This window comes from Neorhizobium sp. DAR64860/K0K1 (assembly GCF_050500205.1).
GTDB classification, from domain to species: domain Bacteria; phylum Pseudomonadota; class Alphaproteobacteria; order Rhizobiales; family Rhizobiaceae; genus Neorhizobium; species Neorhizobium soli.
Genome location: NZ_CP191459.1, coordinates 2928224 through 2941848, shown reverse-complemented (window position 1 = coordinate 2941848; position 13625 = coordinate 2928224). Strand labels below are relative to the sequence as shown.

The 13625-nt window shown below is 60.3% G+C and carries 11 protein-coding genes and 1 tRNA gene; 7 read left to right on the top strand and 5 right to left on the bottom strand.

Annotated elements, in window-relative coordinates; all coding sequences use genetic code 11:
* The first annotated feature begins 73 nt into the window (after positions 1-73).
* From ACQY1J_RS18770 to ACQY1J_RS18760, 3 genes are all read left to right on the top strand, one after another.
* Positions 74-150: transfer RNA gene (locus tag ACQY1J_RS18770), tRNA-Arg, on the top strand.
* 113 nt (positions 151-263) lie between these two features.
* Entirely contained in the window at positions 264-1793 is a 1530-nt protein-coding gene (locus tag ACQY1J_RS18765) for a glycosyltransferase family 39 protein (protein ID WP_430250548.1), read from the top strand.
* Between the two features lie 66 nt (positions 1794-1859).
* Positions 1860-2897 (top strand): 4-hydroxyproline epimerase, encoded by a 1038-nt coding sequence (locus tag ACQY1J_RS18760; RefSeq protein ID WP_113167374.1) that lies wholly within the window; start codon positions 1860-1862, stop codon positions 2895-2897.
* Between the two features lie 39 nt (positions 2898-2936).
* Here the strand turns inward: ACQY1J_RS18760 and ACQY1J_RS18755 are convergent, their stop codons facing one another.
* On the bottom strand, positions 2937-3863 hold the full coding sequence (locus tag ACQY1J_RS18755) for a tetratricopeptide repeat protein (RefSeq protein ID WP_082471820.1): 927 nt from the start codon (positions 3861-3863) through the stop codon (positions 2937-2939).
* 253 nt (positions 3864-4116) lie between these two features.
* Here ACQY1J_RS18755 and pyrC point away from each other — a divergent pair, with 253 nt between their 5' ends.
* The 4 genes from pyrC to ACQY1J_RS18735 all read left to right on the top strand — a co-directional run bounded on the left by pyrC (position 4117) and on the right by ACQY1J_RS18735 (position 8323).
* Positions 4117-5160, top strand: coding sequence for a dihydroorotase (pyrC, locus tag ACQY1J_RS18750; protein WP_062453967.1), 1044 nt, complete (start codon positions 4117-4119; stop codon positions 5158-5160).
* A gap of 113 nt (positions 5161-5273) precedes the next feature.
* Complete coding sequence (locus ACQY1J_RS18745) at positions 5274-6449, top strand: diguanylate cyclase (RefSeq protein ID WP_430250547.1); 1176 nt, start codon at positions 5274-5276, stop codon at positions 6447-6449.
* A gap of 160 nt (positions 6450-6609) precedes the next feature.
* A complete protein-coding gene (locus tag ACQY1J_RS18740; protein WP_062453965.1) occupies positions 6610-7305 on the top strand; it encodes an orotate phosphoribosyltransferase in 696 nt (231 codons plus the stop codon).
* Positions 7306-7396: 91 nt separating this feature from the next.
* Complete coding sequence (locus ACQY1J_RS18735; RefSeq protein WP_430250546.1) at positions 7397-8323, top strand: carbohydrate kinase family protein; 927 nt, start codon at positions 7397-7399, stop codon at positions 8321-8323.
* A 60-nt stretch (positions 8324-8383) separates the two neighbouring features.
* Here ACQY1J_RS18735 and ACQY1J_RS18730 read toward each other — a convergent pair whose 3' ends face one another.
* The 4 genes from ACQY1J_RS18730 to ACQY1J_RS18715 form a co-directional block, all read right to left on the bottom strand.
* Positions 8384-8548 (bottom strand): DUF3096 domain-containing protein, encoded by a 165-nt coding sequence (locus ACQY1J_RS18730; protein WP_082471821.1) that lies wholly within the window; start codon positions 8546-8548, stop codon positions 8384-8386.
* 176 nt (positions 8549-8724) lie between these two features.
* Positions 8725-10341: a glucose-6-phosphate isomerase gene (gene pgi / locus ACQY1J_RS18725; protein ID WP_430250545.1), complete on the bottom strand. Its 1617-nt coding sequence runs from the start codon at positions 10339-10341 to the stop codon at positions 8725-8727.
* A gap of 102 nt (positions 10342-10443) precedes the next feature.
* Positions 10444-11697, bottom strand: coding sequence for an alpha/beta hydrolase (locus ACQY1J_RS18720; protein WP_430250544.1), 1254 nt, complete (start codon positions 11695-11697; stop codon positions 10444-10446).
* A 135-nt stretch (positions 11698-11832) separates the two neighbouring features.
* Positions 11833-13530, bottom strand: coding sequence for a long-chain-fatty-acid--CoA ligase (locus tag ACQY1J_RS18715; protein ID WP_174195541.1), 1698 nt, complete (start codon positions 13528-13530; stop codon positions 11833-11835).
* Positions 13531-13625: the final 95 nt, after the last annotated feature.

The following is a 13625-nucleotide window of genomic DNA, read 5'->3' as shown; positions in this document are numbered from 1 at the left end:
CGAAAATCGCTTGCAATCCTTTGCCGCAGCATTTAGAGGATCGCCACGCAAGCAAAACACACTGCTTGCAGACGCACCCGTAGCTCAGCTGGATAGAGCACCAGACTACGAATCTGGGGGTCAGGAGTTCGAATCTCTTCGGGTGCGCCATTCTCTTCCTCCCAAAAATGTTCTCTCAACTCTCGGTCCGCCGGCAATCATTTTTGTTGATTTGTCGATAGGGGATATGCGACCTGCTGTTCCGTCAATTCGGAGCGAGAACCATGCAGAACGCAAACATGCTGTCATCGAGAGACGGTGGCTCCGGCGCTAGTGGGGGCATCTCCGGCTTTCTTTCCGGCGGTGTGAAGCCGGTCGCGGTGTTGTTCGGCATCTACTTCATACTCAGTATCGCCATTCGCGTGTCGCTTCCCAATTCGTTGACGCTCGACGAGGCTGAGCAGTCGCTCAACTCGCAGTTCTGGCTGCTCGGCTACGGACCGCAGCCGCCTTTCTACAACTGGGTACAGAACCTGTTCGTTGGCGCGCTCGACATCTCGCTGCTGTCGCTGGCGCTGCCCCGGTTCGGAATGCTGTTCCTGGTATATCTGTTCATGGGCCTTGCCGCGCGGGAACTGCAGGTCAGCCGCAGCTTTGCCGGCCTTGCCATGCTCAGCCTGACGCTGCTGCCGCAGGTTTCCTTCATGCCGCAGCAGGATCTTACCCACACGATCGCGCTCCTGATGGCGACCTCCCTGTTTTTCTACGGTCTTTGCCGCACGCTGGTGCGTCCTGACTGGCAGGGATATGCGATCATCGGCATTGCGATCGGGATCGGTACGATCTCGAAGTACAATTTCGTCATCCTTCCTGCCGCGACGATCGTGGCGGTTGCGCTCGATCGGGACTGGCGCGCGCGTCTTCTTGATCCGCGCATGCTGCTCGCCGCCGTCATCTGCATTGCCATCGTCCTGCCGCACGCGGTTTGGCTTCTCGGCAATCTCGATCTCGCAACGCGTGGCACGCTTGGCAAAATGGTTGAGTCGGATGCGCCGCAGGGTATTTTCCGCGTCACCAAGGCGCTCGGATCGCTCCTCGTCGCCTGCCTCGCCTTCGGCGCACTGGCTGTCGTCGTGCTGGCACTTGCATTCAAGTCTTCGGTCAAGCGGGCGGTCAGGGCAGGGGATCGCTGGACCACGCTGTTTGGCCGCATCATGCTGTTCTCACTGATCGGCGTGGTTGCGGTCGTCCTCGTGGCTGGAACGACACGGATCACCGAGCGCTGGCTCGACCCTTATCTGCTGGCATTGCCGTTGTATCTGCTGCTGAAATTCGATCGCGCCGGGGCCGACCTTGGTTTGGGTTTCAAACGGCTGGTCCCCGTGTTTCTGGTGATCATGGTGGTCGTGCTGGTACCTGGGCCGGCAAAGGTTCTGACGGCAGGCCTGCTTGGACCTCCGGGCCGTATCAATATGCCGTTTGCTGACCTGGCAAAGCAGATCCGCACCGAGGATCGCCCGGCAACCATCCTGGCACTCGGGATGCATCTTTCCGGCAATATCCGCATGCAGTTTCCCGATGTACCGGTGTTCGACATCGACAGCGCATCGGGCAAGCGCGCGATGCGGGATCTCGCGCCGCCGGTCCTGGTGATCGAGGCGGATGGAGACGGTGCGGTTGTCGAGCCGAAACTCGATGCGGCAATGCTGGAAAGCGCGACTGGTCTTTCCGCCACCGATTTCCGGACAAGGCTCGTTCCGTATCATCGCGCGCCGGACCGAAACATGGGCTTCCGGTACCTCTGGCTTCGCTGAGGCCGGTTTCAAAGAGATCAGGCCGGTGAGATCCGGCAAAAGGTTCAAGCGCGTCAGGGGCGAAACATGAGATGGAAACGTACGATCCAGTTGCTGGATGTCCATGCCGAAGGTGAGATCGGACGGGTCGCAATCGGTGGCGTCCCGAAGATCCCGGGCGATACGGTTGCAGCCCAGCTTGCTTGGTTGAATTCCGATCCCAAGGGCCACGAACTGCGCCGCTTCCTCTGCCTGGAACCGCGTGGCGCCCCGATCGGTTCCGTCAACCTGCTGCTGCCGGCGAAGCATCCGGATGCGGATGCAGCCTTCGTGATTCTCCAGCCGGATCAGGCGCATGCCAGTTCCGGGTCCAACTCCATCTGCGCCACCACCGCGCTTCTGGAAGCCGGTATCGTTGAGATGAAGGAACCCGAGACGGTTGTGACGCTTGAAACGGCTGCGGGCCTCGTCAGAGCCGTTGCTACCTGCCGCGACGGACGTTGCGAGAAGGTGAAGCTCACCATGGTGCCGTCCTTCGTCCATCAGCTTGATGTGACGATCAGCACACCGCAATGGGGAGATGTCACGCTCGACCTGTCCTACGGCGGCATCTTCTATGCATTGGTTGATGTCGACCAGATCGGCCTGAAGATCGAGAAGGGCAATGCCGCAGAACTGGTCAAGGCCGGCATGATCCTGAAGGATCTGGTCAACCGGCAGGTCGAGGTCGTGCACCCTGAAATTCCCGAAATTTCCGGGGTTGCTTATGTGATGTTTCGCGATACGGAGGCGGATGGCACGGTCAGAACCTGCACGACCATGTGGCCGGGCCGGGCAGATAGGTCGCCCTGCGGCACCGGCAACTCGGCCAATCTCGCAACGCTTCACGCGCGCGGCAGGGCAAAGGTCGGAGACAGCTTCATCTCGCGCTCCATCATCGGCACTCAGTTCGAAGTGGGATTGGCTGCCGAAACGACGGTTGCCGGTAAACCTGCGATCATTCCGACGATAGCGGGACGCGGGTTCACATTTGGTCTGCACCAGATCGCGCTTGATCCGTTCGACCCACTGGCCGATGGTTTCGCGATGACGGATGTCTGGGGTCCGTCAGCCGGAGAGATCTAAGCGGAGGCCGTTGGCGAGCCTTGCGTCGTCTCGACGGTCTTAGATATCTCTGCCGTTCTTGGCAGGAGTCTCAATGTCGCCCTGCTTCAGAACCAGCGTGTTCATACCCTCGTTCATGTCCTGCTTCGGCTGAGCGGGGATCATGCCGAGTTCCTGGAATTCCATGACCTTCTGGGCGCCGAACAGGTCGCCCTTCTCGGCAGCCTTGCGATAGAGGTCGACCGCCTTCTGGGCGTCGGCCGTAATGCCTTCACCGCTTTCGTACATCAGGCCGAGATTGATCATCGCATCGGTATTGCCGCGCTGTGCAGCCAGATCGTACCAAGCGATCGCCGTCTGATCGTCGGCCGGCAACATCGTGCCTTCGTCATAAATCGCGCCGATGTTGAACGCAGCGGTATCGTCGCCTTCAGCAGCTGCCTTTTCAAACCAAGTGAGCGCCTTGGTGACGTCGACCTGAGTTCCCAGGCCATCGCGATAGGCGACGCCAAGATTGTAGGCTGCGAGCCGGTTACCGCCGTTTGCGGCTTCGGTATAGAGACGGAATTCCTGCTGCTCGTCACCCAAGCGGCCCATCAGCATGCCGAAGTTGACCTTGGCTGCAGGGTAGTTTGCTTCGGCAGCTACATTATAAGCCGTCATCGCCTGATCGGCCTGTTCGGAATTGTTGAGCGCGCGGCCCAGCTGATAGGCGAAACGCGGGTTGCCGGTCGCCTCGTAAGCGGTGCGGCACGCATCAACGGCCTTCACGTCGATGTTTGCGATATCGACCGGAGCAAATGAACCATTGCGCTGCTCGTCGAACGGGCTGCCGGCAAGCTGGTCGCACTCGGTCTGAAGAGCTACAGTCACGAGGAGGTTGGAACGCTCCTGGGCACTCAGGGAAACCGTCAATGCACAGAAAGCTGCGGCAGCGCCTGCTGCAATTGCCAATCCCCTGTTGACTTTCGAATTAAGGGATTTCATCTTCTTGCTCCGGCTGGTAGAACTGTTCGATTGGTGGACGAACGCCGGAAATGCGGACTGGTTCCTGCCGATCTTAAGCTTTCATTGATAAATGGTATCCAGCCTGTGCACATTTGCGTGTAATCGGGGCGTGTAGTGATGGGGTTCCACACTATCGTCCGCGTCAGTTTGTTGTCGCGGTGATTGTTTTGAGCGGAATGTTGATGCTAAGGGGGATGAACTCTTCCAGCGCCAACAACCGCCCAGAGGCCCCATGAATACCATCAGTATCCGCCGCCCCGACGACTGGCATCTGCATTTGCGCGACGGCGCGGTTCTCGAAGGGGTGATCGGCGATACCAGCCGGCATTTCGCGCGCGCGATCATCATGCCCAATCTGGTCCCGCCGGTGGTCACGACCGCAGACGCAAGAGCGTACCGCGAACGGATCATGGCGGCGCTGCCTGTTGGCGACCGGTTCGAACCGCTGATGACGCTGTACCTGACGGAACAGACCGATCCCAATGATCTCGAAGACGGCAAGAACAGCGGCCTGATCACCGCAGTCAAACTCTACCCCGCCGGTGCCACCACCAACTCGCATGGTGGCGTGCGCGATTTCGACAAGGCGATGCCGGCGCTGGAGCGCATGGCAAAGATCGGCCTGCCGCTTTGCGTACACGGCGAAGTCACGACGCCGGACGTCGATATCTTCGACCGCGAAGCCGTCTTCATCGAGACCGTTCTCGATCCGCTGCGCAAGCGCCTGCCGGAACTGAAGGTGACGATGGAGCATGTGACCACGGCCGACGGCATCGACTATATCAAGTCGGCCGATTCCAATCTGGCTGGAACGATCACCACGCATCACCTGATCATCAACCGCAACGCGCTTCTGGTGGGCGGTATCCGCCCGCATTATTACTGCCTGCCGGTCGCCAAGCGCGAAAACCATCGGCTGGCGCTGAGAGCCGCTGCGACTTCCGGCGATGCCCGCTTCTTCCTCGGCACCGATTCGGCGCCGCATGTGGATCCGCTGAAGGAATGCGGTTGCGGTTGCGCCGGCATCTATACCTCGCTCAACACCATGAGCTGCCTTGCCCATGTGTTCGAACAGGATAACGCGCTCGACAAGCTCGAAGCCTTCACCTCGCTGAACGGCCCTGCTTGGTATGGTCTGGCGCCCAACGAAGAACGCATCTCGATGGTTCGCCAGGCTGATCCGGTTGCTTTCCCGGACAAGCGGGACACGGGGGCTGGCCTCATCACCGTGTTTGATCCAATGTTTCCGCTGCACTGGGAAGTCGTTGAAACCTAAGCGGCATTTGGCAGGAAATTTAAGCTTGACGGTTGCTTGGTAATAATTTGGAGACAAACGGGAGATAGTTTTCCGCCCGTTACCTGACTTCGATCACCGAAGAGTTTGCCGGCATGACGCTAGACTATAAATCTCTTCTGCTTGCGCTCGGCGTTTCTGCCGCGTGCCTGATGGTGACCTTGTTCGGCACCTGGTTTTCAAGGCGGACCGATTCTTTCCTGCTGACGCTGGTCATCGCATTGAGCATGACGGTAACCGGCATCTTCGCCTATGGCTTCTACACGGCCGAAGCCGGTACCCTGACCGCATCCGTCGCATACGTGTTCATGATCTCCGGCCTCAGCGTGATATACGGTGCTTCCGTGCAGTTCCGCACCGGTGCAAGGCCCTGGCGGCTTGCTGCACTTTTGGCGCTTGCGGCGATCGCCCCGGGTCTGCCGCTGATGATCGGCGGTCTCGACGGGCTGGGCTTCATCCTGATGAACATTGCAGCAGCGCTGCTTCTTGGCGGTACGGCATGGCAATACTGGCTGGCGCGCAGCGAAGCGCCCGGTCCGCTGACCGGCATGGCCATCCTTTATGCGATGAGCGGATTTTCCTTCGTTCTGTGTGCATCCGTCCTCATTGCCAACCAGCAGTGGGTGCTGGGTCACGCCCCGAACAACTGGGCCGAGACGCTCAATATCGGCATCTGCATCGCCGGCATGACAGGCATCGGCGCGCTCTCGCTGGCGCTTCACCAGTGGCGCATGGCAGCGATGCATCGGCGCGAGGCAATGACCGATGCGCTGACCGGACTGATGAACCGCCGCGCCATGTTCGAGCGCAACGGCGGTCGGATGCTGGGCACCTCCAGCGCAGTCATCGTGTTCGACATCGACCGTTTCAAGACAATCAACGACCAGTACGGTCATGCGGTCGGCGATGAAGTGCTGAAGATCTTTGCCGAGGATCTGCTGGTGGAAACGCCGGGCCCCAACACCGCGCGACTGGGCGGCGAGGAATTCGCCGTCCTTCTCGACAATGTTCTGCCGGGGCGCGCCGAGCGGATCGCCAACGATATCCGCAATCGTTTCGGTGCCCGTGACATCACGGTCGGGGTTGACCGCGTGCGCTGCACGGTCAGCGCCGGAATCGCGGTGGGTTCCCAATCGGGCGTGCTTTTCGAAACTGTGCTCAGTCTCGCCGATGCGGCACTTTACGAAGCAAAGCGGGCCGGGCGTGACCGCGTCCAGGTCTCAGGCTACCTGCGGTCAGTGTCGTCGGGCGAAAATCGCACAAGCGCCTGAAAACGCCTGAATTCAGTAAATCGTACCCGCCTTGCGCTGGCGCGGTCTCCCGCTTGCTGATATTGCGGCGCGTGGTTTCTAGATGCAGTTCCGACGAGAATGTCATGCGGCCTTTCCGCAGGGACTTGCGACACGATGAATCGAGCAAAGGAGCGGGCGCATGATTCAGACCACATTTCCGGACCGTAGCGTTATGGCCGAACTCATGGCCAAGATGCTGTGGGAAATCGGTGCGGTGCATTTCAATGCCGAAAAGCACTACAAGTTTGCCTCAGGCATGATGAGCCCGGTCTATATCGATTGCCGCAAGCTGCTGTCCTACCCGCGCATCCGCTCCACCATCATGGATTTCGCCGTGTCGACGCTTCTGCGTGACGCCGGCTTTGAAAAGTTCGATTGCATCGCAGGCGGCGAGACAGCCGGTATTCCATTCGCAGCCCTCCTGGCAGATCGCCTGGCGCTGCCGATGATCTATGTGCGCAAGCAGCCCAAGGGCCATGGCCGCAACGCCCAGATCGAGGGTAACCTGCCCGAAGGTTCACGCGTCCTCGTGATCGAGGATCTGACCACGGCCGGCGGTTCGATGTTCAAGTTCATCGATGCCATCCGCGCTGCCGGCGGCGTCGTCGATCATGGCATGGCCCTGTTCTACTACGGTATCTTTGACGAGGGCGCGCTGCGGTTTGCCGATGGCAAGGTGCAGTTCCACCACATCGCCACATGGCGCAACGTGCTTTCGGTCGCCCGCGACCAGAAGCTGTTCGACGAGAACACGCTGTCGGAAGTCGAGGCATTTCTGGATGCCCCGCTGGCATGGTCGGCCCGCAACGGCGGCATCAGCGAACTGCCGCGCTAAGCATTCGCGGAACGCGAGCTTTTGCTCTGGTCAACGGACAAAAGCTCGCTTATTCCTGTCGAAAACAGGCAAATTCCTTGGGAGGAAAACCATGATCCTGTGCTGCGGCGAAGCTCTTATCGACATGCTTCCGCGTGAAACGACGCTCGGCGAAAAGGGCTTTGCGCCCTATGCCGGTGGTGCGATTTTCAATACGGCCATCGCGCTCGGACGCCTCGGCGTGGACACGGGCTTCTTCACGGGCCTTGCCGATGACATGATGGGGGATGTGCTGCGCGACACGCTGCGCGGCAGCAATGTCGATTTCAGCTACTGCGCCATCACCGCCCGCCCATCCACCATCGCCTTCGTGAAGCTGGTGGATGGCCATGCCACCTACGCCTTCTATGACGAGGGCACGGCCGGCCGCATGATCACCGAGGCCGACCTGCCAGCGATCGGCGACGATTGCGAAGCCCTGCATTTCGGCGCGATCAGCCTCATTCCAGAACCCTGTGGCTCGACCTACGAAGCGCTGATGGCCCGCGAGCAGGGCAAGCGCGTCATCTCTCTCGATCCGAACATCCGTCCCGGCTTTATCAAGGACAAGGCCTCGCATCTCGCCCGCATCAACCGCATGGCGGCGATGTCGGATATCGTCAAGTTTTCGGATGAAGACCTTGCCTGGTTCGGCCTTGAAGGCGATGAGGACACGCTTGCCCGCCACTGGCTGCATCACGGCGCAAAGCTCGTCGTCGTGACCCGCGGCGCCGATGGCGCTGTCGGCTACACCGCCAATCACAAGGTGACCGTGCCGAGCGAGAAGGTGACGGTGGTTGATACCGTCGGTGCCGGTGATACGTTCGACGCCGGTGTGCTGGCCTCGCTGAAAATGCAGAACCTGCTCACCAAGACACAGGTCGCAAGCCTGTCCGAAGATCAGATTGCGGCCCTTCTGGCATTCGGCGCCAAGGCTGCGGCAGTCACCGTCTCGCGAGCAGGGGCAAACCCGCCGTTCGCGAAAGAGATCGGGCTCTGAGAAGGACCGTGTCGCCTGCCGACTGTCTTCGTTGATGAACGAAGCAGCGGCAGGACAGGCTTAATTTGGCATCGGGATGTTTTGCATCACGTTGGGCCAAAGGCCAGTAACGCCGATGAAGATCAGATAGAGCGCCACCACGTAATTCAGAATGCGCGGCATCAGAAGGATGACAATCCCCGCGATGAGCGCGACGAGCGGCTGGATGAAGACGATCGATTGCATTGTCTTGGCTCCTGGTCAGACTTTGGGCGTTTCGCCTGCAACGGCAAAAATGTCCGCGCCTTCACAAACTCGGTGAGCAGCTATTGGTTGCTCGGATCGCCAATCACGACGAGTCCGGCATGCGATTGCGTGGTATCAAGGATGAGCCGGGCGAACCCGGCTCATCCTATGGCGTCTCAGCCAATCAATGCCTTCACCAGACCTTGCGTCGAGCCATCCTGGTCGTCAGCGGCGGCCTTGCCCTGCACGACGGGCAAAAGACCGGTCGCCAGTTCCTTGCCAAGCTCCACGCCCCACTGGTCGAAGGAATTGATGCGGAACAGCACGCCTTCGACAAAGACCCGGTGCTCGTAGAGCGCAATCAGCCGGCCGAGCGCAAACGGCGTCAGCTTCTCGTACACGAAGGTGATCGACGGGCGGTTGCCGGTGAAGACCCGATGCGGCGCGATGTGGCTGGCCTTCGCGTCGTCCATGCCGGCCTTTGCCAGCTGCGCCTTGGCCTCATCCAGTGTCCGGCCTTTCATCAGGGCCGCCGACTGCGCCAGGCAATTGGCGATCAGCAGATCGTGCTGATGGCGAAGCTCCGACTCGAAGCCAGTCTTTGCAATCATAAATTCGGCCGGAATGACGCTCGTGCCCTGGTGGATCAGCTGGTAGAAGGCATGCTGGCCGTTGGTGCCGGGTTCGCCCCAGACGACCGGGCCGGAATTGCCCTCAACCGGCGTGCCGTCGATCGTCACGCCCTTGCCGTTCGACTCCATGTCGAGCTGCTGCAGATAGGCCGGGAAGCGCAGCAGCCGCTGGTCATAGGGAAGGATCGCGCGGGTCGGGTAATCCAGCACGTTGCGGTGATAAAAGCCGATCAGGCCAAGCAGCATCGGCAGGTTCTTCGCGGTCGGCGCCGTGCGGAAATGGGTGTCCATCGCATGCGCGCCATCGAGAAACTTGCCGAAGTTTTCAGGACCGACGGCAAGCATCAGCGGCAGGCCGATCGCCGACCAGATCGAATAGCGACCGCCGACCCAGTCCCAGAAGCCGAACACCCGGTCCTGGTCGATGCCGAAGGCGGCAACCTTGTCGAGCGCCGTCGAGACCGCGCAGAAATGATGCTTCACCGCATCGTCACCCAGCTTGTCGGCGATGAACTTGCGGGCCGTGGCGGCATTGGTCATCGTCTCGATCGTCGTGAAGGTTTTCGAGGCGACGATAAACAGCGTCGTTTCGGCCTCGAGATGCTTCAGCGTGTCGGCAATATGGGCGCCATCGACATTGGAAACAAAATGCGCGCGCGGGCCATCATGGAAAGGTGCAAGCGCCAGCGTTGCCATGACCGGGCCGAGATCGGAGCCGCCGATGCCGATATTGACGACGTCGGTGATCGCCTTGCCCGTTGCGCCCTTCAGGCTGCCGGAGCGAATGCCGTCTGAAAATTTGCCCATCGCCGCAAGCACGGCGTTGACATCCGGCATCACGTCCCGGCCATCGACCATAACAGGCGTGTTGGAACGGTTGCGCAGGGCGGTGTGAAGAACGGCCCGGTCTTCCGTGAAGTTGATGGCAACGCCCGAAAACATCTCATCGCGCTTTTTCGCAACACCGGCAGCTTCCGCCAGCGTCTCGAACAGGGCAAGGATCTCTCCGTTCACCGCAGTCTTGGAATAATCCATGATGAGGTCATCGAAGCTGACGCTGAATTTCCCGAACCGGCCGGGATCAGCAGCAAAAGCCGCGCGGATATCCGTGGCATTTGTCTTTTCGGCAGTGGATTTCAGCTCGTTGACGATGGTCTGCATGGACGTTCCTCGCATTCGGATGGATGCGTGGGAACCTATTCGCTTTCGCGTTCAAATCAAGCTTTGAGCGCGATGTTCGCTGCTTCGCATGGGTTGAGAGCCTTACGGGACCACTGCACTCTCGGCTGTGTTGCCGATGGCGCGACCGAAGCGATCCACCTGTTCGGCGTAGTTGCGCCGCGTGCGCGGATCGAAAATCGAGATCGGCGTCGAGACGGCAACGCTTGCGGCACTGCCGACCGTCTGCGCCGTGCCGAGCGCCACGGCACCCAGCCGCTCGCCGAGGCCAACATCGCTGTCGGTCACTTCCTGGCCGGCGATCAGCCGGTTGCCGATCAGCTTCACGACATCTGGGCTTGAGGCGAACTTGCCGTGGTTGAGCGGATCGTTCCCCTTCAGCGCCGTCAGATCGAGCACGGTAATACCGGCCTTCTCGAATTCGGTACGATAGGGTTCGACGGTCGGATCCACCTGCCCGAGCCGGTCGATATTGCCCGAAATCCGTCGCGACAGATTGAGCGCGCGGTCATCGCGCGAAACGAACAACGTGAATTTCGGATGCTTGGGACCAAGCGCCGAGAACTGGTTGGTGAACACGTCGACATCGAGATCCGGCGACGCAAGGATGACGTTGGTGATTTTCGGTGCCACGCGACCGTCGCGGATCGCCATCTGGCGCAGCGCCTCGACTGTCAGCCATGAGCCCATCGAATGCGCCATGATCGTCACTTCGCTGACCTGGGAATCCTTGGAAAGCCGGCTCAGCATGTCTTCCAGCGCGTCGCGGGAATAGTTGGTGCTTTCCTTGTCATAGTTATAGGCAAAGATGCTGCCGCGCGACGGCCATGTGAAGAGGACCGGTGCCACATCGGTGCCGCTGTCGTGGACGATCTGGGCGAACCGGTAGACGGCGTCGTCGTAGCGGTTGTTGAACCCGTGCACGAACACCATTACCCGTCGGCTTTTCGGCAGGTTGCCGCGCAGCCACTCATTGGCACGCTGCGGCGAGAGCGGCGTGACCGAAAGCGTCGCAAATTCCTTGGTCGGATCCGCCACGATCTTTTTCGGCCACTGGACCTCGCCGATCTTGCGGACGGAATCGGGGGGTATCGAGACGCTGATTTCGGTCACGCTCGGGGTCTTGTCTCGCTCGCCGGAAAACAGCACGCCCGGCGTCTCGGAGGGTCGGCGGGTGGTGGCGACGAGAACGTCTACCTTGGATATGCCCTTGGTTTCCGCAGCCCCTGCCGCGGCTGGAACGAGTACGCCTTCAGGCCGCCCGGCGCAGCCCGAAAGGGCGGCTGCCAAGAGCGCAGCAATGACGATGCAACGAAAGGGTCCAGCGCTTCTATCCAAGCGAACTCCACATGCCAAAAAGTTAATTATCCTTAACGGCTAACGGAGCAGGCGTCCAAGGTCCACCTCAAACGGGTGATCTCTCGTCGGACGGGGGCAGTTGGGCAGCGCTTGTCGCAGCCGCGCAACGAATGGCTATTGCCGAAGCTCGCGCCTCAGAATTTTTCCGACATTCGTTTTCGGCAGCGCGTCGCGGAACTCGATAAAGCGAGGGCGCTTGTAGTTTGTCAGGTTGGCAATGCAGTGCGCCTTGATATTGGCCTCGGTCAGTTCCGGATCCCGGCGCACGACGAACACCTTGACCGCCTCGCCGGAATGCTCGTCCTTGACACCGACTGCCGCGCATTCCAGCACGCCCGGATGGCTCGCCACGACTTCCTCAACCTCGTTCGGATAGACGTTGAAGCCGGAGACAAGGATCATATCCTTCTTGCGATCGACGATCTTGATATAGCCGGCAGCGTCCATGTAGCCCATGTCGCCGGTTCGGAAAAAGCCGTCCGGGGTCATCGCCTTCTCCGTCTCGTCCGGCCGGTTCCAGTATCCGGCCATCACCTGCGGGCCGTGGATGCAGATTTCGCCGACGCCGCCGAGTTCGACCTCCAGCCCGTCATCGTCGCGGATCGAGATGTCGGTAGACGAGATCGGCAAGCCGATCATGCCGGTGAATCCCTGGACATCCATCCGGTTGGCGGTGGCGACCGGCGACGTCTCGGACAGGCCGTAGCCTTCGGTGATCGGGCAACCGGTCATCTCAAGCCAGCGCTCGGCGACCGGCCGCTGCACCGACATTCCGCCGCCGAAGACGAGAAGCAGCGCCGAAAAGTCCAGCTTCTGGAAATCGGCATTGTTCATCAGCGCATTAAACAGCGTGTTGAGCCCGGGGAAGACGTGGATCTTGTATTTCTGCAAATCCTTGACGAAGGCCGGGATATCGCGCGGATTGGCAATCAGGATATTGTGGCTGCCGGTCGCAACCCCCATCAGCGAATTCACCGTCAGCGCGAAAATGTGGTAGAGGGGTAGCGCGCACAGGAACTGCAATTGCGGCGGACGCGGCTTTGTCAGGAAGGCGGTGTCCAGCCACAAGCCCATCTGCGATGCGTTGGACAGAAGATTGGCGTGAGTCAGGATCGCGCCCTTGGAAACACCCGTCGTGCCGCCGGTATATTGCAGAAACGCGATGTCCTGAGGTCCCACATCCTGCGGCGTCAGGGTTTGGCCCGATCCTTCGGAGAGCACCTGCTTGAAGCTTGTGGCCGAGGGTAACGACCAGTTTGGAACGAGCTTCTTGACCTTTCGCACGACGAGATTGACGATATGGCCCTTGAGGCCCAGCATGTCGCCCATCGTTGCTACGACCACATGCTTCACATCGGTGCCAGCAAGCGACTGTTCTACCGTATGGGCGAAGTTTTCCAGTACGAAGAGCGCCTTGGCACCCGAATCCTCCAGCTGGTATTGCAGCTCGCGCGGTGTGTAGAGCGGGTTGACGTTGACGACCGTATAGCCTGCCCGAAGGATGCCGTAGACAACGACAGGGTTCTGCAGGATGTTCGGCAGCATCACCGCCACCCGGTCTCCCTTTTGCAAGCCCGTCGATTGCAGCCAAGCGCCGATCTTGCGGCTCTCGGCTTCAAGCTCGCGAAAGGTGATGGCCTTACCCATGCTCGAAAAGGCCGGGCGATCGGCATAACGGGCGCAGCTATTTTCGAAGAGAGCGCCGAGCGAAGCATGTGCCAGGGGTGGGATTTCGGGGGGAACGCCGGGCGGGTAGCTGGCAAGCCAGATCTTTTCCCTCGCTGTGGCGGGCTGCTTGGACAATTCGCTCATCTGCGTCTCCTCCCATATCGATCTGCGCGCATCAGGCGCAGCTGGCTGGCGGCTTCCTCCTCCGCCGGCCATCGTCGATGATTATGCCATGCGTC